We start from the raw sequence: 24,949 nt of genomic DNA, 5'->3' as shown, positions 1-24,949 counted from the left end.
AAATAGTTGAAAGATGATGAAGATATACCGTTACTTAGAAAACTGAGTCACCGGCGGTTTTCCAGGTAACAGGTGAAAGATATAAGGAGGTGAAAAATATGGCACTGAGCAAAGAAGAAAAGCAGGAGATTATAGAGAAGTATAAAAAACACGATGGAGATACAGGTTCACCAGAGGTACAGATTGCTCTTTTAACTAAAAGGATAAATGATTTAAATGAGCATTTGACCGTTCATAAAAAAGATCATCATTCAAGAAGAGGCCTTTTAAAGATGGTAGGTAAAAGGAGAGCTCTGCTTAATTATCTGATGAAAAAGGACTATGAAAGGTACAAGCAGTTATTGGAAGAACTAAATTTAAGGAAATAAGGGCGAGAAGCACTCGCTCTTTTAATTTAAAATTTGCGAGGTTATAATATATGAAAGGAGGTAAAAAATATGGAAGAAAAGATCTATGAGATGGAACTGGCAGGCAGAAAGCTCAGTGTATCATTGGGCAAAGTAGCACAATTGGCTAATGGTTCAGCCATTGTCAGATATGGTGATACTGTGGTATTAGTTACAGCCTGCGCTTCAAAGGAACCAAGGCAGGATGTGGACTTTTTCCCACTAAGTGTAGAGTATGAAGAAAGGTTATATTCTATTGGAAAAATTCCTGGAGGATTTATTAAAAGAGAAGGAAAGCCATCGGACAAAGCCATATTAACAGCCAGGTTGATAGATCGACCTATAAGGCCGCTTTTTCCCCACGGTTTTAGAAATGACGTTCAGGTCATAGTAACTGTATTATCGGTAGATCCTGATAATCAACCAGAAATAGCAGCTATGATTGGTTCATCAATTGCTCTGTCTATATCTGATATACCTTTTGATGGTCCCACAGGTTCTGTCGTAGTGGGTCTTGTTGATGGCAAGTTTGTTTTGAATCCTGTACTCAGTGAGAGGGAGAAGAGTACCTTACATCTTACGGTATCAGGGACTAAAGATGCTATTATGATGGTTGAAGCTGGTGGCAATGAGATACCAGAAGATGTAATGTTGGATGCTATAATGTTTGCCCATGAAGAGATCAAAAAGATCGTAGAATTCCAGGAAAAGATAATAGCAGAAGTTGGAAAACCTAAAATGGAGTATACAGTGTTTACCCCAGATGAGCAAGTAGAAAAAGAAGTAAGGGAATATGCTACAGAGAAGATAAGAGAAGCATTATTAAGTGATGATAAGCAAAAGCGCACTGAGAATTTAGATAAGGTAAACGAAGAGGTTATGCAACTTTTCCTGGAAAAATATCCTGAAAAACAAAAGGATATTGACGAGGTTCTCTATAATATCACCAAAGAGCAGATGAGAAAAATGGTGATAGAAGACGGATATAGAGTAGATGGAAGGGCATTGGATGAAATAAGGCCTATATCCTGCGAAGTTGGACTATTACCTAGGACTCATGGTTCAGCTTTATTTACCAGAGGACAGACTCAGGTTCTGACTGTAGCCACGTTGGGAGCCATGGGGGATATTCAGATATTAGATGGTTTGGGTGATGAAGAGTTTAAAAGGTATATGCACCATTACAACTTCCCACCGTATAGCGTGGGTGAGACAAGACCTTTGAGAGGGCCAGGCAGGAGAGAGATAGGCCATGGAGCTTTGGCTGAAAGAGCATTGGAACCCGTTATACCATCAGAAGATGAATTCCCTTATACTATCAGGCTTGTATCTGAGGTTTTAAGTTCTAATGGGTCTACATCTCAGGCCAGTGTGTGTGGAAGTACTTTGGCGCTTATGGATGCAGGTGTTCCTATAAAGGCGCCAGTAGCCGGAGTTGCTATGGGACTTATTAAAGAAGGAGATAGAGTAGCAATATTAACAGATATACAGGGAATTGAGGACTTTTTAGGAGATATGGACTTTAAGGTAGCAGGAACTGAAAAGGGTATAACAGCTATTCAGATGGATATAAAAATCCATGGCATAGGCAGAGATATCCTTCAAAAGGCTTTAGAGCAGGCTAGAAAAGGTCGTTTGTTCATCCTTGAAAAGATGCTCCAGGTAATAAGTAAGCCTAGAGAAAACATATCGCCATATGCTCCTAAGATTTTGACCACAGTTGTGGATGTAGATAAAATAAGGGATATTATAGGAGCCGGTGGTAAAACAATAAACAAAATCATTGATGAAACACATACTAAGATAGATATTGAAGAAGATGGAAGGATATATGTTTCAGCATCGGATATTGAGTCATGTAAAATGGCGATAAGAATGATAGAGAGTATCGCAAAGGATGTACAGGTAGGTACAACGTACCTCGGAAAAGTTACCAGGATTATGCCTTTTGGTGCGTTTGTAGAAATAGCTCCAGGCAAGGAAGGCCTTGTGCATATAACAAAGTTAGCTAAGAATAGAGTAAAATCCGTAGAAGATGTGGTGAGCGTAGGGGATAAGATATTGGTAAAGGTGACAGATATCGATAAACAGGGTAGAATAAATCTTTCGCGAAAAGATGCTCTTGAAGACCATACAACTGAAGAAAAAAAGTAAAAAAACATAAACCAACAGGTTTATGTTTTTTTAATATTGTCACTTGGAAGAAAGCGTTTCTATCTTGAGGGATTTTCGAGTAAGTGATACAATATAGCCAAAGAATGCTGAATGATAAAAATATATAGAAGTGTAGAGGAAAAAGTGCAGGGGGGAATTTTTATGAACATTGATGAACTGCTTTCTAAAATGACCATTGAAGAAAAGGTGGCACAATTGTGCGCAGTACCCATTGAATGGTTACTAGATGAGAATAAGGACTTCTCAGAAGAAAAAGCAAAATTGAGATTAAAAAATGGTATCGGTCAAATCACTCGTCTTGCTGGAGGATCAGGGCTTACTCCTGAAAAGGCAGCTCAAATAGGCAATAAGATACAGAAGTTTTTGCGAGAAAATACAAGGTTAGGTATCCCGGCATTGATACATGAAGAGTGTCTAAGCGGTTATCTTGCGATGGGAGCTACGTCTTTTCCACAGGCAATAGGCCTTGCAAGTACTTGGAATCCTGATTTAATACAGAAGATGACAAGTGTTATAAGGCAACAGATGAAAGCGGTTGGCGCACATCAGGGGCTGGCACCGGTACTGGATGTAGCAAGGGATCCAAGATGGGGTAGGGTAGAGGAGACGTTTGGAGAGGATCAGTATCTTGTTGCAAGTATGGGTGTTGCTTATGTTAAAGGGTTGCAAGGCGATAATTTGAAAGAGGGTATAGCAGCAACATTAAAGCATTTTGCAGGACACAGTTTTTCTGAAGGTGGGAGAAATACCGCACCAGTTCATGTAGGCGAGAGAGAGATGAAGGATGTATTTTTGTATCCTTTTGAAGCTGCTGTAAAGTTGGCCAACGCACAATCTGTCATGAATGCATATCACGACATAGATGGCATACCGTGTGCGGCATCAAAAGAACTTTTGACTAATATTTTAAGAGAACAATGGGGATTTAATGGAATTGTGGTTTCTGATTACAATGCAATAGATATGCTAAGATCATATCATTATACTGCAAAAGATAAATCAGAAGCAGCTAAGCAGGCATTGGAAGCAGGGCTGGACATAGAACTTCCCGGTATAGATTGTTATGGTGAACCTTTAATTAATGCAGTTAAAAGTGGTCTTATACCTATGGAGGTATTAGATACATCCGTCAGAAGAGTTCTTGAAGAAAAGGAAAAACTTGGTATATTTGAATGTGTTTATGTGGACACAAGTAAAGTCAATGGCGTATTCGATACGGAAGACCAGAGGTATTTGGCAAGAGATATAGCGAGAGAGTCTATAATACTGTTGAAAAATGAGAATGGTATACTTCCTCTAAGTAAGGATATTAAATCAATTGCAGTAATAGGTCCAAATGCGGACACATTTAGGAATGTATATGGGGACTACGCATATACGGCGCATCTTAATTGTAGCGAACCTTCTGTCAAGACGGTTACCGTTCTTGATGGCATAAGAGCCAAGATAGGAACAAGTGCTGAAATATTATATGCTAAGGGTTGCGATTTATCTGATCCATCAAAAGATGGCTTCACGGAAGCGGTAGAAGCGGCGAAAAAGGCTGAAGTAGCTGTCGTAGTATTGGGCGAAAAGTCAGGATTTGCACCTGATTGTATGACAGGTGAAAGCAAGGATAGAGATGAACTTGATTTGCCAGGTGTGCAATTGGACTTGCTGAAAGCTGTGTATAATACCGGCAAACCAGTGGTGCTTGTGCTCATAAACGGAAGGCCGCTGGCGATAGAGTGGGCGGCAAAAAATATAGATGCTATACTTGAGGCCTGGTTTCCGGGAGAAGAATGTGGAAATGCCATTGCCGATGTGTTATTTGGAGATTATAACCCGGGTGGAAAATTGCCAGTCACCATACCGCAAAATTCTGGACAGTCGATTTTTACGTATAATATAAAGCAATCATCTTGCCATGATTATGTCTACCACAAGTTAAAACCTGTATATCCGTTTGGTCACGGGTTAAGTTATACCACTTTTAATTATGACAATTTAAGCATATCACCCGATGATGAAGGTATAATTGTAAGCTTTGATGTAAAGAATACAGGCAATATAGAAGGCGATGAGGTTGTTCAGCTATACATAAGGGATGTTATTGCAAGCGTCGTAAGGCCATTGAAAGAATTAAAAGGATTTAAGAGGATACACCTTAAACCCGGGGAGACAAAGAGGGTTTCAATTAAGCTGTATGAAGAACAGTTGGCGTTTACAGATAAAGATTATAAACTTGTCGTAGAACCAGGAACGTTTGAAGTGATGATTGGTAGCTCCTCAGATGATATTAGGTTAAAAGGTAGTTTTCAGTTAGGTGGTTCAAAGAAGTATATAGAAAGAAAGAGATTTTTCAGTGATGTCACCGTGTATTAAAGAGATATTTTATGGAAGTAATGTTTATTTTTTAAAATAGAATGTTTATAGCAAATAGGGCTGGATGAGCTTATGAGTTAAGTTTATCCAGTCCTATGTTTTTATATTAGTTAGGCATCAAGTTATTTTTTTATTATTTCTATACTGGTTATAAAATTTTACAAACAAAAATACAATAGAGTGTAAGGTGAAAGGAGGGGATTACATGAAAATCTATTATATAAAACCTAAAAAAACTTATGTTTTTATTGCAGTCGCAATTGTAGTTCTTATAATTGTTCTCATGGTTTTGCTTTTTAATAGTAAAGCGGTTAATACGATGAACCAGGATCCGATTTATAAAGGAAGTGATAAGACCAAAACAGTGGCGTTTGCCTGTAACGTCGCATGGGGTGATGAGTATTTAACACAGATGCTGGACTACTTCGACAGCCAAAAAATAAAAATAACATTTTTTTTTGAAGGAAATTGGGCAGAAAAAAACAAGAACATTGTAAAAGAGATTTATCAAAAAGGCCACGAAATTGGTAGTCACGGTTATACTCATGTAAAGTACAGCACGCTGTCCACAGAACAGATAAAAAAAGACATCTTAAAAAACGATGAATTGCTTAAATCGATAACAGGACAAGTACCTTTACTATTTGCTCCACCTTATGGTGATTTTAACGATACAACCGTTAAGGTTGCAGAGGAACTGGGACATAAGGTTATCATGTGGAGCGTTGATACTATAGATTGGAGGGGTGATGGTACTCCTGCTGTTGTTAACCGTGTGCTCAAGAAATACCATAACGGTGCAATAATTCTGATGCACCCTACCAAGGATACTGTGGAGGCCTTACCTACCATTGTAAACGAATTAAAACGCAATGGGTTTAAAATAGGCAGGGTTTCTGATGTTTTGTGAGGTGATATGGTGAGACTTAGCCGATTTGGAGGGAAAGAGATTATAAATTTAAGCGATGGGACTAAGCTTGGGCTGCTGGAAGATGCTGATTTGTTGATCGATGAGAACACGGGGAAAATAGAAGCATTCTTGATTAATAGCGGTAGGAGACTTTCTTTCAGGTCTTCTGAAAGATCTGTCCTTAAAATTCCATGGGAAAACATTAAAAAGATCGGTTCAGACATTATTGTAGTTGAATTTAATAAGAATAGTAGATATAATAGTTAGTAAATAAAGGTGTAGGAGGATTTTGATGAAGATTTTGGTGCAAAAATTTGGTGGTACGTCTGTAGCAACTCCTGAGCGAAGAGAGATGGTCATGCAAAAAATTTTTAAAGCCAGAGAAAAGGGTTATAAGTGCGTAGTGGTGGTATCGGCCATGGGCAGAAAAGGAGATACGTATGCTACAGATACCCTTATAAATCTTGTTAAAGCTCAGGGCCCATATGTCTCATTAAGAGAATTAGATCTGTTGATGTCATGTGGAGAAATAATATCATCTGTAGTTATGGCGAGCAGTCTTCTCAATAAAGGGGTCAAGGCTGTAGCACTTACAGGTGCTCAGGCGGGCATTATAACAAATGAGAACTTTGGCAATGCAGAGGTATTGAGGGTAGAGCCCTATAGAATCCTTGAGTATTTAGAAGAAGATTATGTGCCGGTAGTGGCTGGTTTTCAGGGCGTAACGGAAAAGGGCGATATAACTACACTGAGCAGAGGCGGTAGCGATTTTACTGCCAGTATCCTGGGAGAAGCTCTGGGAGCAGAAGCGATTGAGATATATACCGATGTAGATGGAATTATGACCGCTGATCCTAGGATTGTCCAGGACGCCAGAATAATTGATAAGATAAATTATAGTGAAGTTTTCCAGATGGCCGAGCAGGGCGCAAAGGTTATACATCCAAGGGCTGTTGAAGTAGCTATGAGGGCTAATATTCCGCTGATTATAAAAAATACCATGAGTGATCACCCTGGTACGATAATAGGAAATTACAATGAACTCTATGCTTCGGCTGATAGCGATAGGTTGATAACGGCTATAGCGCATATAACAGATAGGGTACAATTTAGAATTGAGCTTGGAACAGAAAATACCAAACTGGAAAATGAGATTTTTGATCAATTATCCAGAAATCATATAAGTATCGATTTAATAAATGTGTTTCCAGAAAAATTGATATTTACAGTAGATGAAAATAAGAGCCAGCAGGTCGAGCAGTTATTAAATAAACGTTCTTTAAAATACGATGTATATCATAATTGTGGAATTGTATCTGTAATTGGACAGAGAATGAGAGGTGTGCCGGGCGTTATGGCTAGAGTTGTAAAAGCTTTAACGAAGGAAAATATAAAAATTTTACAGACAGCAGACTCTCATTCCACTATATCCTGCCTGATAAATGGTGATGATATAAAGAAAGCTGTAATAGCCCTTCATAATGAATTTAATCTTTCAGAGCGATAAAATAAAATACGTATTTTATCGCTTTTTTTGTGCAAAATAAATTTGAGGTGAGAATATTGGAAAGACGTGAAAGAGATGTTGTAGAACCTCCTGCTTCAACAGAAGCTCCCAATCCACAACTGCAAAATATACAAAACATGGGAACAACAGAGATACCTAATGCTTTGGGAGATATTCACTGTCTCACCATAATAGGTCAAATAGAAGGGCATCTGGTGCTTCCTCCTCAAAATAAGACTACAAAATACGAACATATAATACCGCAGCTTATAGCTATTGAACAAGATCCAAAAATAAATGGTCTTTTAATAATATTAAATACAGTAGGCGGTGATGTAGAAGCAGGTCTTGCCATAGCGGAGATGATAGCGAGCATGTCAAAACCCACTGTATCTGTAGTATTAGGAGGAGGACATAGCATAGGAGTTCCACTGGCCGTATCTTCAAATTATTCATTTATTGCACCAAGCGCTACTATGACAGTACATCCCATCAGGATGAATGGGCTTATTATTGGAGTCCCACAGACGTTTGAATACTTTAATAAAATGCAGGATCGAATTGTAGAGTTTGTGGCGAGAAATTCTAAAATAACGAGGGAGAAATTTCTTGACCTAATGATGAGGACGGGTGAATTGGCTACAGATGTTGGTACTATATTAATAGGGAAAGAAGCTGTAGATGTTGGCCTTATAGATGAAGTAGGAGGTGTGAATCAGGCCATAATGAAATTGAAACAACTTATTAATACAAAACGCGAAAGAAGGGCGTAAAATGTATTATACGATTGTGCCGTTTGAAGTTTTATACCAGGGAATTGACAAAATTACTAATGATGACAAATTTGAGCTTAAGTATGAAGATAAAATTTTTACGTTAAAAAAGAATTCAAATGATGAAGTAGAGATTGTAAGTATTTTTTCTACAAATCCTTACGATTATCTGAATCCCGATTTTATGCCAGGAAAAAAAATAAAAATACAATTATTAAAAGGACTTTCCGGTGAATTATTCTAAATGGCAATTGACAACTTTAATTTTTTGGTGTATACTTTGTTTGTGTTGAAGATTGTATACGTTAATAAGATAATGCCATGCGGGGTGTAGCGCAGGGGGAGCGCACCTGGTTCGGGACCAGGGGGTCGGAGGTTCAAATCCTCTCACCCCGATTTATTTATTGATTTCTTCAAATAATTGATCAAAACTTTTATGTATTATATTATCAGGAAACAGGTTATTTTTAGCGCATACCGCTAGTTTATAATTCACATCGATATCATATTTCCTAAAATAATAATCAGTAAATTGGGTTTGGCTTTCTATCGTGATTTTGCCATTGATGATTTGTATGGAAAAAGAGTTCAACGGTATAGCCATACCTTTGCCTGCGGCTTTTATATAACTCTCTTTTAATGTCCAGAGCTCATAAAAATATTCTAATCTTTCGGAGTCGCTTTTAGAAAAAAGGTCGTTATATTCTGTGTGCGAGAAAAATTTTCTGGCTATGTCAAAATTAATGGGCCTTATGAACTCTACGTCAATACCTATGGGCATATTGTCAACTGCGCATACCACCCATTTTCTGGAATGAGATATATTAAAATGAAATTCACTGAAGCCAGGTAAATACGGTTTTCCATATTCATTGGTCTTAAAATCTATATTGCTATTTTTTATTTTAAATTTTTTGTGCACTATGGACCTTATCAATATGTCCGCAGTAATTATCTGCAAAGCATTTTGCGGTCTTTTATGCTGTTTGACTCGTTTTTGCTTTTCAACGGAGATATATTTAAGTAACTCATCAAACTGCTGTTGCTCAATTTTATCAGGTATCGTCACAGCGTAAATTTCCATGATTACTATTTATTCACCTCTTATTACCATGATTCTGTTGCATAAGTATAAAGCTGTCGTATAATAATTATACAACATAAACAACAATACTCATATAATTTTGTACTTCATTATGATTTTTCACAGAAAGGATGTAAAAATGGAAAAAAATATCTTGAAGATATTTTTTTTAATGATATAATAGAGCTTAATGATAAAATAGGAAAATGATATTATAGTTTATTCATATAGATATATTATTATAAATATAGAAAAAATGGATAAAATAGTATAAAAGAAAAGAAAGTAGCGCTTTAAATAGCGAGGTGAAGTTTATGAGGTGTCCACACTGCAAAAGTACAAACATAGGTAAGATAGGTAAAAAGATGTACTTTTGCAGAGATTGTACATGTGAGTTTAAGGTGGAAAAATGGGGTGCCCTTGTATACGAGTACGACGTGGACGGCAGCGTAAGTAAAAAATACAAGGTGTGTGTAAATTGGTTGTGAGCTTATATGCTCACTATTTTTTTATACTTTATTAATAAATTTGAAATGAATTTTTAATAATAATGAAGGATTTTTTGTTTATATGTCGAATAGTTAAATGTAAAAGTTAAGATGAAGAGGGGGGATATAATTGAACGAATATAGGCTTTGGTATTATGAAGACATGGCAAATAAAGTTATAAGAGCTTTGGAGAAGAATAACATAAAAGGTTATTATGTAAAAGATATAGCATCTGCTCGCAGACTAGTTCTGGATCTAATACCAGAGGGGAGCAGCATAGGTTTAGGCGGTTCGATGACCTTAAATGAACTGGACTTAATTAAAGAATTCAGATCGAGTAAATATGTCCTTTACGATAGATATAAAGAAGGGGCTTCGCCGGAGGAAATTGAAGATGCTAAACGGAATGCGCTTTTGGCAGATGTGTTCGTCACGGGTACTAACGCTGTAACTTTAGATGGGCATCTTATCAATATAGATGGTAATGGTAACAGGGTAGCAGCTATGATATATGGTCCCAAAAAGGTTATTGTGGTGACAGGCATCAATAAAGTTGTAAGTGATATAGACGCGGGAATAAAGCGTTGTAAAGAAGTGGCTGCAGTAATGAATGCCAGAAGGTTTAATACGACGCCTGAAAATATAAGTAATTGCACTGTGATCATTGGCAAACAGCCAATTGATAGAATGCATGTGGTAATAATAGGTGAAGTTTTAGGATTTTGAAAATAATAGCCGAATCCGTAAAAGGTACGGGGGAACCTATATGAAGGGGTGAATCCATAACAAAATTATGGTAGGGCAGCTTCCTTTCCCGAACCCGTCAGCTAACCCCGGAGGCTAAAGGAAGGAGAAAAGAATGAATAAAAGATATCAGAGATTTTTTTATGGAGTTTTAGTATTTGGTTTAACTATTTTTGCGCCTTTAAAGTATGTGTATGCAGATAATTATGCGATTATCACAGGAAATAATGTAAACGTTCGAAGTGGAGCGGGACTTAACAGTAAAATTATTGCATCTCTAAATAAGAATGATCGAGTAATTTATTTGGGTTATTCAAATGGATGGTACCGTATAAGATTAACAAATGGGAAAGAAGGCTGGATATATGGAAAATACGCAAAAATACAAAATCCAGTGGAAAGTGTGTCTAGAGGTGTTATCGAAAGAAAAGCTTTTATAAAGGCTAGTAATGTCAATATGAGAAGCGATAGCAGCATAAAATCAAAAGTGATTGCTACGCTAGAAAAAGGACAACCTGTTATAGTCAAAGGGCAAAGGGATGGTTGGTTTAATGTTGTACTAAGTGACGGAAGAGCTGGGTGGGTTTATGGTACTTATGTATCAATAAGCATTGAAACTGCATCAAGAGGTTCGGTGGAAAGGGTAAATGGAGTCAATGGCCAGAAAATTGTAGAATATGCTAAGAATTTTTTGGGTACACGCTATGTATATGGTGGTTCGTCGCCATCTGGTTTTGATTGTTCGGGATTTACCTCATATGTTTATAGACATTTTGGCATTTCGCTGCCGAGGACAGCTGATGAGCAAGGGAGCCATGGTATATATGTATCGAGAAACGATTTAATTCCAGGTGATTTAGTCTTTTTTGCTACAAACGGGAGCAGAGGTATAAATCATGCGGGTATTTACATAGGTGATAATCATTTTATACATAGCTCATCGGCCCGAAAGGGTGTCATCATAAGTGAACTTTCAGGTTATTATAATGAGACATATGTCACTGCCAGGCGTTATCTAAAAGATTAATCACCTTGAAAAACCTAACGCGGTGATAGCGTTAGGTAAGTATCAATTTTGCAGTTTACGCTAAAATATGATATAATTTAAATTTAGATGTGTATTAAAATGGGTACGTTAGTATCCTTTTTTTATTTCAGAAAGGGGTTAAATTTGATGCAGGAAATCACAAGAGATGACATAAGAAATATCGCTATAATAGCACATGTTGACCATGGGAAAACCACCCTCGTAGATGGTATGTTGAAGCAAAGTGGCATATTTAGAGCCAACCAACAGGTGGAAGAAAGGATATTGGATTCCAATGAGCTGGAAAGAGAGAGAGGCATAACAATACTTGCAAAGAATACGGCTGTTACCTATAACGGTGTGACTATAAATATAGTAGATACACCAGGTCATGCTGATTTTGGTGGTGAGGTTGAGCGCGTGTTAAAAATGGTGGACGGTGTGCTGTTACTTGTTGACGCTTTTGAAGGGCCTATGCCACAGACCAGATTTGTATTGAAAAAGGCTCTTGCCTTAAATCTTAAACCTATCGTTGTCATAAATAAGATAGATAGACCTGATGCGAGGGTGAATGAAGTTGTTGATGAGATTCTCGAGCTTTTTATTGAGCTGGGGGCAGATGATGACCAGATTGATTTTCCAGTTATATATGCGTCTGCCAGAGAAGGGATCGCAAAAAATTCTATTGATGACGATTCATCAGATTTAAGACCTCTTTTTGATGCGATACTTAAATATATTCCAGCTCCCAGAGGCGAGATTGATGCGCCGCTGCAAGTGCTTGTAACTACACTGGAACACGATAACTATATTGGTAGAATATGTATAGGACGTGTTGAGAGAGGAACGATAAAAACCGGTCAAAATATCGTCGTGTGTAAAAGAGATGGTGGTACAGTTAATGCAAAAATTGCTGAGTTATATATGTATAGTGGCTTGAAGAGGATAGCGGTGGAAAAAGCTTGTGTAGGGGATATTGTAGCTATATCGGGCTTGGAAGATGTAAATATAGGTGAAACGCTGTGTGACATAGATCACCCTGAAGCTGTTCCCTTTGTAGACATAGATGAACCTACGGTTACTATGACATTTAGTACCAATAATAGTCCTTTTGCTGGTAGAGAAGGCGAGTACGTCACGTCGAGGCATCTTAGAGATAGGCTGTTTAGAGAAATGAAAACAAATGTAAGTATGAGGGTTGAGGAAACAGACACGCCCGATAGTTTCAAGGTTTCTGGTAGGGGTGAGTTGCATCTTTCTATACTTATTGAAACTATGAGGCGTGAAGGCTATGAATTTCAGGTATCGAAGCCCACTGTCATTATGAAGAGAATAAACGGTGTATTGTGTGAGCCAATGGAACAGCTTACTGTGGAAATTCCTGAAGAATTTATGGGAGTAGTCATGGAAAAGTTAGGGCCGAGAAAAGCAGAAATGATGAATATGTTTACGATGCCGGATGGTAGAATCAAATTGGAGTTTAAGATACCTTCAAGAGGACTTATAGGTTATAGGCCGCAGTTTATGACAGATACCAAAGGCAATGGAATAATGAATCACATATTCATCGGCTATGAGCCATATAAAGGGGAAATACCTGAGCGAAATACAGGTTCGATTGTGGCCTTTGAAACAGGAGAAGCTACTACTTATGGCCTTTACAATGCTCAGGAAAGGGGTACGCTATTTATCACACCAGGGACTCAGGTTTACGAAGGTATGGTGGTTGGTGAGTGTTCAAGGGAACAGGACGTTGACATTAATGTGTGCAAAAAAAAGCACTTGACAAACCTTCGTTCTTCTACTGCTGATGAAACATTGAGACTTGTACCTCCGAAGATCATGTCACTAGAAGATGCTTTGGATTTCATTAAGTCCGATGAATTGGTAGAGGTAACGCCAAAAAGCATAAGAATAAGAAAAAAGATACTGGACAGCCAAATGAGATATAAAGAGGCTGGTAAACAGATAAAAAATAGTTTGTGAAAAAAGGAATTTAAGTGTTCGTGAAGAAATATATTATTGGTGATTATAAATGAGATTAAAAAGAGCCGCAATACAAAACAAGCGAGCACGATCAAAAGTACTAAACTATTTTTTGCTTTGGACCATACCTTTTTTTGTGCTTCTAACAGGTTATTTTTTGGCAATGTATGTTGTCGTACCACTGTTAAATTCCAGACAGGATATTTCTAGAGCATCATTTCAATATACCTATGACATACCCGCAATAACATTTTATAGTATAGAATTCAATGGGGATGAATTGGCAACGGCTAGATTTAACAATATATACCAGAAAGAACACGATGGGAAATATTGCGCTGGAATTTTTTTAAAAGAGTCCAGCGCAAGAGATGTCTTAAAAAAGATAAATCAAAAAGGCATCAATGGTAAAATTTATGCGTTGAAATATGATAAATTTTCGTTAAGCTATAATGGTAATAATTACTCTGAGATAAAAACAATTCAAAAATATATTGAAGATTTTCAAAGTTTGCTTCGCGCACAATCGGATTTATTGTATCAATATGCTGTAAATAAGATCGATGATGATGCGTTTGCGTATGAGTTAAGCGGTATGCGAGAGCGATTTAAATCCATGAGAGATAGTATATCTTCACATCATACTGAAGATGCGTCATTTAATAAAATAAGGAATTCGATAGTAATAATATCAAATGTGAATATATCGGCGATAGATGGATCTACCATTTCATTAAAGTTGAAAGACGGTAATGCATATAAGATCGTTGAGGATGCTTATATACAAAGTGTTGACTTGTATAAAGGTTTGCTTGAGAATATATCAAAGTGAGGGTTGAGAATTGACGCTTCAAAAAGTAAAAGAGATATTAAATGCAGTGGTTTTGTCGGGGGACAATTTATTGAACCAAGAGGTTAAAAAGGCGTTCGGCGCGGACCTCATGAGCGATTTGCTTTCTACATCATGTGAAGGAGCTTTATTGCTCACAGGCCTGGTGAACGTACAGGTAATAAGGACTGCTGAAATATTGGATGTGGTTTGTATTGTTTTTGTAAGGGGAAAATGCCCGGGTGATGATGTTTTACGCCTTGCTGCGCAAAAGAATATTGTTTTGATGAAGACGGATTTGAATATGTATGATGCCTGTGGCTTACTCTACCTGAATGGTTTAAGGTAGGTGCTGGTACCGAAGATGGCTTATAGAAAAGAATATAAAATTATAGCGAGGGATTTTTCGCGCGCTGGAGAAGCTTCCAGTGAGATAAAGAATATATTAAAGCAATTGGGTTTAGACGAGGGAATTGTGAAAAGGGCTTCTATTGTAGCTTATGAGGCCGAAATGAATGTTGTTATTCATTCTGTAGGTGGTACGCTAGCTTTAGAGATATACCCGGAGTATATAGCGATATCAGCAGAGGATAATGGTCCGGGTATAAAGGATCTGGATCTGGCTATGAAGGAAGGTTTTTCAACCGCACCGGATGAGATAAGGGAGATGGGTTTTGGGGCAGGCATGGGTTTACCCAATATAAAAAAGTGTTCAGACAAGCTAGATATATCTACCAGTAGAAACGGGACCTATTTAAAGGCTATAATTTATTTCAAATGAGGTGATGAACATGCCGTATACCCATTCTGTTACATTGGATAAGAGCAGGTGTAGAGGATGTACTAATTGCATCAAGCACTGCCCTACTGAGGCTATAAGAGTGAGGGATGGTAAAGCGTTTATTTTACAGGAAAGGTGTATTGACTGCGGTGAATGCATAAGAATATGCCCTTATCATGCGAAAATAGCAGTAACTGATAGTTTAGATATGCTCAGTAATTTTGAGTATAAAGTTGCGTTGCCAGCTCCCACATTTTATTCGCAGTTTAAAAATCACAGCATAAACAAGATATTAGATGCACTGAGAGCAATAGGATTTGATGATGTTTTTGAAGTGGCTGCGGCAGCTGAGATTGTATCACATTATACAGCAGAAATGTTAAAGAGCGGGAGAATAAAAAAACCTGTGATATCCTCGGCTTGTCCCGCTGTAGTCAGGCTTATACAGATAAGGTTTCCTTCGCTTCTAGATAACATTTTGAAGCTGGAATCTCCTATGGAAGTAGCTGCGAGAATTGCTAAGAAACTAGCATCTAAAAAAACTGGTCTCAATCAAAAAGATATTGGTGTTTTTTTTATATCGCCTTGCGCAGCGAAGGTTACGAGTGTAAAAAATCCACTGGGTATTTCCAAAAGTTATGTGGACGGGGTTTTTAGCATGCAAGACATTTATTCTAAAATTCTTGATGTTATTGACCATGTTAGCGGTTCTTATCAGAGGCTTTCAGGCGATATCGGTGTAGGATGGGCTATATCTGGTGGTGAAGCATATGGAACAGGGGCGGAAAATTGTATATTTGTAGATGGTATACAAAACTGTATAAAAGCTTTGGAGGAGATTGAACTGGGAAGAATGGACGACATAGATTTTTTTGAAGGACTAGCTTGTACAGGAGGATGTGTGGGTGGACCGCTTGCAGTGGAGAATTGTTTTATAGCAAAAAATCGTATAAAAAAGCTTTCAAGGGCTAATAAACCTACACAGATTTCTCAGGAATTATTAGAGTTAATAAATTTTGATGAAATTACATTGGATAAAGAAATAGAAAAAAAAGATGTTATGAAGCTCGACAGCGATTTTTCTGAGGCGTTGCGCAAGATGGAGAATATAGAGAGGATATATAGAGAGTTACCAGGATTGGATTGTGGAGCATGCGGTGCACCTAACTGTAGAGCCTTGGCGGAAGATATCGTGATGGGTCACGCCGATGAGGTTGACTGCATATTTAAGCTAAGGGAAAGAGTTTCAGAACTGGCCAAAAAGGTGCTGGATCTTTCAGTTAAATTGCCACCTGTTATAAAAGGGAGAGAGGAGGATATGAAATGAAGGTATCGGAGCTATTAAAATTAGGTTATAAAAATTTAACTCCAGCTGCTGATATAGAGAGGTCTATATGCGGTGTTTATATATGTGATCTCTTGAGTTGGGTTATGGCGCACGCTCAAAAGGGTAATGCGTGGATAACTGTACAGGTACATTCGAATGTAGTGGCGGTGGCTCTTTTGACAGAAGTATCTTGTATTATTATTCCCGAAGGTATCGCTGTTAATGAAGATACAATAAAAAAAGCAGACGAGGAAAAAATTCCCATTTTGTCTACAAATAAAACAGCATATGAGGTTGCAATTGACATATATCGACTGGGTGATAAATAAATGTATGCGGATTTGCATATTCATACGGCTCTGTCTCCCTGTGCTTCTGATGATATGACACCTAATAATATCGTGAATATGGCTCTGTTAAAAGGGTTAAATGCCATAGCTATAACCGATCACAACTCGTCATTGAATACGCGCGCTGTTATAGAGGCAGCTAGAGGTAGGATAAAGGTAATTCCAGGTATAGAAGTACAGAGCAAAGAAGATGTGCATATATTATGTTTGTTTAAAAATTCTGATGGTGCTGAATCCTTTAGTGAAATAATATATAGGCATTTACCGCGAATCAATAACAAAGAGGACATTTTTGGTAACCAACTTATAATGGATTGCAATGATAATGTAATTGGTAGTGAAAATAAACTGTTGCTAAATGCAGTGGATCTTTCCATAGAGGATATATGTACCTATGCGCGCGAATGTGGCGGTATATCAATACCTGCTCATGTAGACCGCCAGGGATACGGGATATTGTATCAACTGGGATTTATACCTGATGATTTAGGTTTTACATATATAGAGGTATCTCGTAGTTGTGACATAGGGACTTTTTTTAATATTTATCCGGATTTAAAGAGATATCATGTTATAAAGTCATCAGATGCCCATCAATTAGGAGATATTTTAGAGAGATATGAATGTACTAAGATATGTATTCCTGCTATAGATTTATACTGATAGTTTTTTCACTTATTTATATACGTGCTTATATAATTAATTAACAATATTAATTCTTTTCGCTGTGTTCAGACAAGCAAAGTTCTATATTAATTATGACCAATTATGCGTTTTTGAAGTGACTCGTTATAAAAAATCTATAAAAATCTTTAAATTGATAGTTAAAAAATTTACGAAAGTATGTTAAAATATAAGAGAATTAAAAGGAGGGGATACGATGCCAAAACTGCTTTCAAAAGACCTTGATCCAAAGAAAGTGGAGAAATTAAAAGGTATAATAGAGTATTATAAAGATAAAAGAGGTGCTTTGATACCTGTAATGAATGAAGCCCAGGAACTATTTGGGTATCTACCTTATGAGGTACAGGAAATGATTGCAGAAGGCCTTGATGTGCCTATATCTGAGGTATATGGTGTTGCTACATTTTACTCTAGATTTACGTTGAAGCCCGCCGGTAAATACAAAATAGGTGTGTGCTTAGGTACAGCATGTTACGTAAAGGGTGCAGCATTGATTATGGACAAGATCCGAGAGAAACTGGGTATTGAGGCTGGTGAGACGACTGATGACGGAAAATTTTCACTGGATGCTACCAGGTGTCTCGGTGCTTGTGCTCTTGCTCCGGTTATGATGATAAATGAAGAAGTATATGGCAGGTTAACGCCTGATGAAGTGATAAAGATTATAGAAAAGTATCAAAAAGAAGAATGAGAGAGTTGTCTATGCATGTTATAGACCTGGTGCAAAACTCTATAAGGGCGGGTGCTAGCCTTATCACTATAAAAATTACAGAGGACCAGGTCAAGGATGTTCTTGTAATACAGGTAGATGACAATGGGCGTGGTATTGATGCGAAAGCCTTGAATAATATTTTTGATCCTTTTTATACCACGAGAACGACGAGAAAAGTAGGGTTGGGTCTATCGCTTTTTAGAGAAGCCGCGAGAAGATGTGACGGTGATGTTGAGATAAATTCGCAGGTAGGCAAGGGTACGTCTGTTAAAGGTGTATTTAAGTGGAGCCATATTGATAGAGCACCCTTAGGCGATATGGCGGGTTCTATTGCTACACTTATTGCGGCAAATCCGTCTATAGATTTTTTTTATGTGCACACGTATAACGACAATGTTTTTGAGTTTGATACGAGAGTGTTAAGGGAAAAATTAGGAGAAGTTCCGTTGAATGATATTGGTGTTATTAGATGGATTCGCGAGTATTTAAGCGAAGGTATATCTAACCTTTATGGAGGTGTGAAAAATGAAAACTATGGAGGAACTTGAAAGGATCAGGCAAGAAGCTTTGGAGAGGGTTAATCTTAGAAAAGATAGAAGTGGTACACGCATCATAGTAGGTATGGCTACATGTGGTATAGCCGCAGGTGCAAGACCTGTTATGCTGGCCATCATGGATGAGCTTGAAAAGAGAAATATTACTGACGTAGTGGTGGCACAGACGGGGTGCATAGGCCTGTGCAAATTTGAGCCGATAGTTGAAGTATTGCGGCCGGGAGAAGAAAAGGTTACGTATGTCAAAATGAATCCCGAAAAAGCCAGGCAGGTAGTTGTCGAACATGTAATAAATGGTCACGTCATAAAAGACTGGACGATTGAGAATGTCATAGAATAGGGGGGATTTGAATGCCGAAATTGTACAGATCTCATGTTATGATATGTGGAGGTACTGGTTGCACTTCGTCAAACTCAGACAAGATTGCTGAGAGGTTTTCAGAAGAATTAAAGGCCAAAAACCTTGATAACGAGGTACAGATAGTTAGAACAGGTTGTTTTGGATTGTGTGAGATGGGACCTGTGATAGTGGTGTACCCTGAAGGGGTCTTTTATAGCCGGGTGAAGGTGGAAGATGTCCCGGAAATTGTAGAAGAGCATCTTTTAAAAGGGCGTATTGTAAAAAGATTAGTATACGGCGAGTCTATAGCTGAAGGCGAGATAAAGCCATTGGAAGATACTAAGTTCTATAAAACGCAGAAGAGAATTGCGTTGAGAAATTGTGGTGTAATTGATCCGGAAAATATAGAAGAATATATTGCCTTTGATGGTTATAAAGCATTAGCAAAGGTATTAAAGGAAATGACTCCACAAGAAGTTATAGATATTGTTAAAGCTTCAGGTTTGAGAGGTCGTGGAGGCGGTGGATTCCCTACAGGTTTAAAATGGCAGTTTACTCACGATGCTCCAGGTGACGAAAAATACGTTGTATGTAATGCGGATGAAGGGGATCCAGGTGCTTTCATGGATCGAAGCGTTCTTGAGGGTGATCCGCACAGCGTGTTAGAGGCAATGACTATAGCAGGATACGCAGTGGGTGCTCATCAAGGGTATATTTATGTGCGCGCGGAGTATCCTATTGCTGTAAAGCGACTAAATGTAGCTATTAAACAGGCGAGAGAATATGGGTTATTGGGCAAAGATATATTTGGCTCCGGTTTTGACTTTGATATAGAAATACGTCTGGGTGCTGGCGCATTTGTTTGTGGCGAAGAGACAGCCTTGTTGAATTCTATAATGGGAAGAAGAGGTGAACCGAGGCCAAGACCACCATTCCCCGCTAACAGCGGTGTATGGAACAAACCTACTCTGATAAACAACGTAGAAACTTACGCTAATATTTGTCCGATTATATTGAACGGTGCGGAATGGTTCGCGTCTATTGGTACAGAAAAATCGAAAGGTACTAAGGTATTTGCGTTAGGCGGAAAAATAAACAACACAGGACTGATTGAAGTACCTATGGGTACGACTTTAAGGGAGATAATTTACGATATCGGTGGCGGAATTCCCAATGGGAAAAAGTTTAAAGCCGCTCAGACGGGTGGACCATCGGGAGGTTGTATACCTGCTGAATGCCTGGACACACCTATTGATTATGATTCGCTTATTAGCATAGGTTCTATGATGGGTTCAGGTGGGCTTATAGTGATGGATGAAGATACCTGCATGGTAGACATTGCTAAATTCTTCCTAGAGTTTACTGTGGATGAGTCTTGCGGTAAGTGCCCTCCATGCAGAATAGGTACCAGGAGAATGTTGGAATTATTAGACAAGATAACAAGTGGACGTGGGGAAGAAGGAGATATCGAAAAACTGGAGACACTGGCAAAATCCATAAAAGCGTCGGCTCTTTGTGGATTGGGACAGACAGCACCGAATCCTGTTCTGTCTACTATAAGATATTTTAGACATGAATATGAAGCGCATATTAGGGACAAAAAATGTCCTGCAGGTGTATGTAAGTCTTTGATTTCTTACTATATTGAGCCTGACAAATGCCGTGGTTGTGCCAAGCCGAGGTGCGTTGCGGGGTGTCCTGTTGGTGCTATCAGTGGTGAACCTAAGAAACCTCATGTCATTGACCAGGATAAATGCATTAAGTGTGGTGCATGTCTCGACAATTGTCCGTTTAAAGCCGTTGTAAAGAGGTAAACGAGGGGAGGAGTGAGAAGATGGACAAAGTTACTGTTACTATAGATGGCATAAAAGTAGAAGTACCCAAGAATTATACGGTGCTACAGGCAGCAAAAGAGGCTGGTGTTGATATACCGACACTTTGCTATTTGAGAGAAATCAATGAGATCGGCGCGTGCAGGATATGTGTTGTAGAGGTGCAGGGTGCAAGGGCTCTTCAGGCATCCTGTGTTACCCCGGTTTCTGATGGCATGGTGATAAAGACCAATACGCCGACAGTAAGGGAAGCCAGGAAAGCAACTCTTGAGCTCATATTATCTGATCACGATAAGAACTGTCTTACATGCATAAGAAACGGTAATTGTGAGCTTCAGACTTTAGCGGATGAGTTTCACATTTCTGGTTTGAGGTTTGAAGGTGTAAGGCACGAAGGCAAAATAGATGACCAGTCTGCCAGCATTATAAGGGATCCAAACAAGTGTATACTTTGTCGTAGATGTGTGTCCATGTGCTCAAATGTACAGACGGTCAATGCCATTGGTGTAAACGAAAGAGGGTTTAGATCAGTTGTATCACCCATATACGGTATGAGCCTTGCTGATTCACCCTGCATAAATTGCGGTCAATGTGTGATTTCGTGTCCTACTGGTGCTCTTTATGAAAAAGATCGCACGCAAAGAGTTTGGGAAGCCCTTGCAGATCCGGATAAGTTTGTTGTGGCGCAGACTGCTCCCGCAGTAAGGGCTGCGTTGGGAGAAGAATTTGGCTTACCGATTGGCACCAGGGTTACAGGTAAAATGGTTGCTGCTCTTAAGAGATTGGGTTTTGATAGGGTTTTTGACACAGATTTTGCTGCAGACCTGACTATTATGGAAGAAGGTAATGAATTACTTCACAGACTTAAGAATGGAGGTAAACTTCCTCTGATTACGTCTTGCAGCCCTGGTTGGGTTAAATTCTGTGAGCACTATTATCCGGAATTTTTAGATAACCTCTCCACATGTAAATCGCCACATCAGATGATGGGAGCTATAGTTAAGACCTATTTTGCAGAGAAAATGGGCATAGATCCCAAGAAGATATACATGGTGTCAATTATGCCGTGTACAGCTAAGAAATACGAAATAGATAGACCGGAGATGGGCCATGACGGATTGAGGGATGTGGATGCGGTCCTCACTACAAGGGAACTGGCCAGGATGATAAAAGAGGCAAATATAAACTTTAATAAATTGAAAGATGAGGATTTTGACGATCCATTAGGGGAATCTACAGGCGCTGGAGTTATATTTGGAGTTACAGGTGGCGTTATGGAGGCTGCTCTCAGGACAGTTGCTGATATTGTGGAAGGCAAGGATCTCCATGAGTTTGAATATACCAATGTCAGGGGATTGGAAGGCGTAAGAGAGACCACGGTAAGTATAGGTGATCTTAATCTCAAAATAGCTGTAGTAAATGGTACAGGTAATGCCCGTAAACTTCTGGATAAGATAAAAGCGGGAGAAGCAAACTATCACTTTATTGAGGTAATGGGATGTCCGGGCGGCTGTATAAATGGAGGCGGTCAGCCGATTGTGCCTTCCAGGGTGAAAATGGAAGTAGATGTAAGAGCCTTAAGGGCAAAGGCTATATATGAAGAAGATAAAGCTCTTTCTATCAGGAAATCTCATAAGAATCCTCAAATTATAAAACTTTATGAGGAGTTCTTAAAAGAACCTCTTGGGCATAAATCGCATGAGCTTTTGCATACAAAATATACGCCTAGAAAACTCTATAATGTAGAATAGCAGAGAATAGGCTTTCACTGAAAGCCTATTCTTTTATGTTGAATGTGTATATATAATATGATATAATATAATATATATTGCGTATTAATATAAAGCGGGTGATAGTATGGATTTTGATATTAATAAGTATAAAAAATTTTTTTTGTCTTTTGCTTTGACTTTTTTACTTTTAGCAGGTATTTTTAAACTATATCAGGATGCCTACTATAATCAGACTGTCAAAAAGGTAAAACAGATACCCGGGGTATTAAATGTAGTTATAAAAAAGTCTGATGGTGAGCAAATGGTTATAGTAAAAGCAGGAAAGGTAAGTAATTTTAATATAATGTATAAAAGTGTTCAGGAAGTTATAAAAAGCCGATACAAAAAATATAATATAAAAGTTATGGACAATCGTGATGGCTATTTAGATGATGTTTATTATCGCATACATTTTGCTGTTTACGAGGCCGCGGCTAACAATGATTTTGTATCAATGAAATTGACGATAGATAAACTTTTGGCAAATATTGACCTTGACAGCTACAAAATTTTTGTAGATGATAATAATGTGTATGTACAATTGATAAAAGGAGATAAATACCTTTATGAAGTTGTCCCGCGCCATATTCAAAAACCCGATGTGACGTTGTGAGGGGGGAATTGATAGTTGAAGGAAGTATATTTGGGTATTGCGATAGGAATTGTGACTTTTGCGTATTTTATGAATGTAAATCTGCTTCCTATAATTATGGTAGGAGGTTTGCTATATTTGCTTTATAATTTTATAACAAATCAAGGGCTGTTAAGGACCAATAGCATCGGAACTTTGGTTCGAGTGCCACAAGAGGATTTTTCAAGCATAGGTGGACAAAATACTGCTATATCTGAGTTAAAAGAGGCTCTTGATTTTATATTGGATAGCGATAAGATTGAAAAAATGGGTATTAGACCATTAAAGGGTTTGCTGCTTACGGGGCCACCCGGTACAGGTAAGACATTGTTGGCTAAAGCGGCAGCTAATTATACTGATTCGGTATTTATAGCTACATCCGGCAGTGAATTTATAGAGGTGTATGCGGGCGTTGGAGCCCAGAGGGTTAGAAAGTTGTTCCAAAGCGCCAGGGATAAGGCAAAAGCTGAGAAAAAAAGAAGTGCTATAATATTTATAGATGAGATCGACATACTAGGAGCAAAGCGAGGAACTCATGAAAGCCATATGGAATACGACCAAACCCTCAATCAGTTATTAGTAGAAATGGACGGTATAAATGTAAATGATGAGGTAAAAATACTTGTTTTAGCCGCTACTAATAGGCCGGATATGCTGGATCCGGCGCTGTTAAGGCCGGGGAGATTTGATAGACAGGTCAGGGTGGATTTGCCTGATAAGGATGGAAGACTTCAGATATTAAAAATACACGTTAAAAATAAACCTTTAGCAGAAGATGTAGATCTTGAAGCGATAGCGAGAGAAACCTTTGGTTTTTCAGGAGCTCATCTGGAGAGCTTAACCAATGAGGCAGCTATAATAGCCATGAGAAATAACAGCGACAAGATAACTCAAAAAGATTTTCTTCAAGCAATAGATAAAGTTATCATGGGGGAAAAAATTGATAGGAAGCCAACTCCCGAAGAGTTGTACAGAATAGCTGTACACGAGGCAGGTCATGCCATAGTAAGTGAACTAGTTGAGAAAGGGAGTGTTGCCAATCTGACTATAGTTCCAAGAGGAAATGCGATGGGATTTTTAAGGCAAGCGCCTAAGGAGGATAAATACATCTATACAAGAGAACAGCTTGAAAAGCAAATAATGATTTGTCTCGCGGGCTCTGTTGCTGAAAAGGTGATAATAGGTAATAAGAGCACAGGTGCAGGCAATGATTTTGAGAAAGCAGTAGAACTGGCCAAAGAAATAATTTTTTCGGGTCTATCATCGCTGGGCATAATAAGCAAAGACGATATATCTCCTAAAAAGATCAATGATGAGGTGACAAAAATAATAGGTGCCCTTGAAAGAAAGACCACTGAGTTGCTCACCGATAATCACTTTATTATACACAAAGTAGTTAATGTTTTAAAAGAAAAAGAGACGATTTCAGGAGAAGAGTTAAGAAGTATACTGAATGGTACTTAATCACTGTCTTCCCAAACGTCTCTCATAAGGCGATTTATCTTATTTTTTCTGCTCTGTGTTTTAGCAACATCAACTTTCATTGATTTAAGGTCGATGACATCTCCTTCGCTGGCATAAGGAGGAAGGAGATGCCTTTTTATACTTATAATTTTATCTCCGGTTTCAATGATAGCCATATCGCCTTCAAATCTGTCAATTATGCCATATGCCATTTTATCCTCCTTTCCT

At 38.2% G+C, this 24,949-nt stretch carries 27 protein-coding genes, 1 tRNA gene and 1 riboswitch; of the genes, 26 read left to right on the top strand and 2 right to left on the bottom strand.

The window, feature by feature from the left end; translation table 11 throughout:
* Positions 1-98: 98 nt before the first annotated feature.
* The 9 genes from rpsO (at position 99) to BUB87_RS04320 (ending at position 8,511) form a co-directional block, all read left to right on the top strand.
* On the top strand, positions 99-368 hold the full coding sequence (gene rpsO, locus BUB87_RS04360; protein WP_073342071.1) for a 30S ribosomal protein S15: 270 nt from the start codon (positions 99-101) through the stop codon (positions 366-368).
* Positions 369-437: 69 nt separating this feature from the next.
* Positions 438-2,540 (top strand): polyribonucleotide nucleotidyltransferase, encoded by a 2,103-nt coding sequence (locus BUB87_RS04355; protein ID WP_073342070.1) that lies wholly within the window; start codon positions 438-440, stop codon positions 2,538-2,540.
* 162 nt (positions 2,541-2,702) lie between these two features.
* The gene (locus BUB87_RS04350) at positions 2,703-4,925 is read left to right on the top strand and encodes a glycoside hydrolase family 3 N-terminal domain-containing protein (RefSeq protein ID WP_143156606.1); all 2,223 of its coding nucleotides are present in this window, start codon (positions 2,703-2,705) and stop codon (positions 4,923-4,925) included.
* A 283-nt stretch (positions 4,926-5,208) separates the two neighbouring features.
* Entirely contained in the window at positions 5,209-5,835 is a 627-nt protein-coding gene (locus BUB87_RS04345) for a polysaccharide deacetylase family protein (protein WP_407641820.1), read from the top strand.
* A 9-nt stretch (positions 5,836-5,844) separates the two neighbouring features.
* Positions 5,845-6,102 carry a YlmC/YmxH family sporulation protein gene (locus BUB87_RS04340; protein WP_073342065.1) on the top strand — a complete coding sequence of 86 codons (258 nt, stop codon included), beginning with the start codon at positions 5,845-5,847 and terminating at the stop codon, positions 6,100-6,102.
* A gap of 25 nt (positions 6,103-6,127) precedes the next feature.
* Positions 6,128-7,342, top strand: a complete 1,215-nt coding sequence (dapG, locus tag BUB87_RS04335) for an aspartate kinase (protein WP_073342064.1) — start codon at positions 6,128-6,130, stop codon at positions 7,340-7,342.
* Between the two features lie 137 nt (positions 7,343-7,479).
* Positions 7,480-8,115, top strand: a complete 636-nt coding sequence (locus BUB87_RS04330) for a ClpP family protease (protein WP_084110889.1) — start codon at positions 7,480-7,482, stop codon at positions 8,113-8,115.
* Between the two features lies 1 nt (position 8,116).
* Complete coding sequence (locus tag BUB87_RS04325; protein ID WP_073342062.1) at positions 8,117-8,359, top strand: YlzJ-like family protein; 243 nt, start codon at positions 8,117-8,119, stop codon at positions 8,357-8,359.
* Between the two features lie 80 nt (positions 8,360-8,439).
* Positions 8,440-8,511 (top strand) — tRNA-Pro (locus BUB87_RS04320).
* Position 8,512: 1 nt separating this feature from the next.
* On the opposite strand, the gene BUB87_RS04315 is transcribed toward BUB87_RS04320, so the two are convergent.
* On the bottom strand, positions 8,513-9,199 hold the full coding sequence (locus BUB87_RS04315) for a 4'-phosphopantetheinyl transferase family protein (protein WP_073342061.1): 687 nt from the start codon (positions 9,197-9,199) through the stop codon (positions 8,513-8,515).
* Positions 9,200-9,513: 314 nt separating this feature from the next.
* On the opposite strand from BUB87_RS04315, the gene BUB87_RS14505 reads away from it, so the two are divergent.
* From BUB87_RS14505 to BUB87_RS04235, 17 genes are all read left to right on the top strand, one after another.
* Positions 9,514-9,687, top strand: coding sequence for a hypothetical protein (locus BUB87_RS14505; RefSeq protein WP_200792760.1), 174 nt, complete (start codon positions 9,514-9,516; stop codon positions 9,685-9,687).
* Positions 9,688-9,817: 130 nt separating this feature from the next.
* Positions 9,818-10,414, top strand: a complete 597-nt coding sequence (locus BUB87_RS04310; RefSeq protein WP_084110875.1) for a lactate utilization protein — start codon at positions 9,818-9,820, stop codon at positions 10,412-10,414.
* A riboswitch (cyclic di-AMP (ydaO/yuaA leader) is annotated at positions 10,412-10,545 on the top strand. It overlaps the preceding gene by 3 nt.
* A gap of 2 nt (positions 10,546-10,547) precedes the next feature.
* Positions 10,548-11,459 (top strand): C40 family peptidase, encoded by a 912-nt coding sequence (locus BUB87_RS04305; RefSeq protein ID WP_073342059.1) that lies wholly within the window; start codon positions 10,548-10,550, stop codon positions 11,457-11,459.
* 147 nt (positions 11,460-11,606) lie between these two features.
* Positions 11,607-13,445, top strand: a complete 1,839-nt coding sequence (gene typA, locus BUB87_RS04300) for a translational GTPase TypA (RefSeq protein WP_073342058.1) — start codon at positions 11,607-11,609, stop codon at positions 13,443-13,445.
* A gap of 157 nt (positions 13,446-13,602) precedes the next feature.
* Positions 13,603-14,277, top strand: a complete 675-nt coding sequence (locus BUB87_RS04295; protein ID WP_143156605.1) for a hypothetical protein — start codon at positions 13,603-13,605, stop codon at positions 14,275-14,277.
* 70 nt (positions 14,278-14,347) lie between these two features.
* A complete protein-coding gene (locus BUB87_RS04290; protein ID WP_327021783.1) occupies positions 14,348-14,623 on the top strand; it encodes a hypothetical protein in 276 nt (91 codons plus the stop codon).
* Between the two features lie 15 nt (positions 14,624-14,638).
* Positions 14,639-15,055, top strand: a complete 417-nt coding sequence (locus tag BUB87_RS04285) for an ATP-binding protein (protein ID WP_073342053.1) — start codon at positions 14,639-14,641, stop codon at positions 15,053-15,055.
* A gap of 10 nt (positions 15,056-15,065) precedes the next feature.
* Complete coding sequence (locus BUB87_RS04280) at positions 15,066-16,382, top strand: [Fe-Fe] hydrogenase large subunit C-terminal domain-containing protein (protein ID WP_073342052.1); 1,317 nt, start codon at positions 15,066-15,068, stop codon at positions 16,380-16,382.
* A complete protein-coding gene (locus BUB87_RS04275; protein WP_073342050.1) occupies positions 16,379-16,711 on the top strand; it encodes a DRTGG domain-containing protein in 333 nt (110 codons plus the stop codon). The genes BUB87_RS04280 and BUB87_RS04275 overlap by 4 nt, the downstream gene beginning before the upstream one ends.
* Complete coding sequence (locus tag BUB87_RS04270; RefSeq protein ID WP_073342049.1) at positions 16,712-17,395, top strand: PHP domain-containing protein; 684 nt, start codon at positions 16,712-16,714, stop codon at positions 17,393-17,395.
* Between the two features lie 217 nt (positions 17,396-17,612).
* Positions 17,613-18,107, top strand: coding sequence for an NADH-quinone oxidoreductase subunit NuoE (gene nuoE, locus BUB87_RS04265; protein ID WP_073342047.1), 495 nt, complete (start codon positions 17,613-17,615; stop codon positions 18,105-18,107).
* Positions 18,108-18,118: 11 nt separating this feature from the next.
* On the top strand, positions 18,119-18,676 hold the full coding sequence (locus BUB87_RS04260; RefSeq protein ID WP_234945951.1) for an ATP-binding protein: 558 nt from the start codon (positions 18,119-18,121) through the stop codon (positions 18,674-18,676).
* Complete coding sequence (locus BUB87_RS04255; protein ID WP_073342044.1) at positions 18,654-19,022, top strand: (2Fe-2S) ferredoxin domain-containing protein; 369 nt, start codon at positions 18,654-18,656, stop codon at positions 19,020-19,022. The genes BUB87_RS04260 and BUB87_RS04255 overlap by 23 nt, the downstream gene beginning before the upstream one ends.
* 11 nt (positions 19,023-19,033) lie before the next feature.
* Positions 19,034-20,836 (top strand): NADH-quinone oxidoreductase subunit NuoF, encoded by a 1,803-nt coding sequence (gene nuoF, locus BUB87_RS04250; protein ID WP_073342042.1) that lies wholly within the window; start codon positions 19,034-19,036, stop codon positions 20,834-20,836.
* A 20-nt stretch (positions 20,837-20,856) separates the two neighbouring features.
* The gene (locus tag BUB87_RS04245) at positions 20,857-22,605 is read left to right on the top strand and encodes an NADH-dependent [FeFe] hydrogenase, group A6 (protein ID WP_073342040.1); all 1,749 of its coding nucleotides are present in this window, start codon (positions 20,857-20,859) and stop codon (positions 22,603-22,605) included.
* Positions 22,606-22,711: 106 nt separating this feature from the next.
* Positions 22,712-23,239, top strand: coding sequence for a hypothetical protein (locus tag BUB87_RS04240; protein ID WP_073342039.1), 528 nt, complete (start codon positions 22,712-22,714; stop codon positions 23,237-23,239).
* Between the two features lie 69 nt (positions 23,240-23,308).
* Complete coding sequence (locus tag BUB87_RS04235) at positions 23,309-24,721, top strand: AAA family ATPase (RefSeq protein ID WP_073342117.1); 1,413 nt, start codon at positions 23,309-23,311, stop codon at positions 24,719-24,721.
* Here the strand turns inward: BUB87_RS04235 and BUB87_RS04230 are convergent.
* A complete protein-coding gene (locus BUB87_RS04230; RefSeq protein WP_073342037.1) occupies positions 24,718-24,933 on the bottom strand; it encodes a DUF3006 domain-containing protein in 216 nt (71 codons plus the stop codon). The genes BUB87_RS04235 and BUB87_RS04230 overlap by 4 nt on opposite strands.
* Positions 24,934-24,949 lie beyond the last annotated feature (16 nt).

The sequence above is a fragment of the Caldanaerobius fijiensis DSM 17918 genome, assembly GCF_900129075.1.
GTDB lineage: Bacteria > Bacillota > Thermoanaerobacteria > Thermoanaerobacterales > Caldanaerobiaceae > Caldanaerobius > Caldanaerobius fijiensis.
Note: the sequence above shows the minus strand (reverse complement) of the source record. Positions and strands in the feature narration are given on the sequence as shown.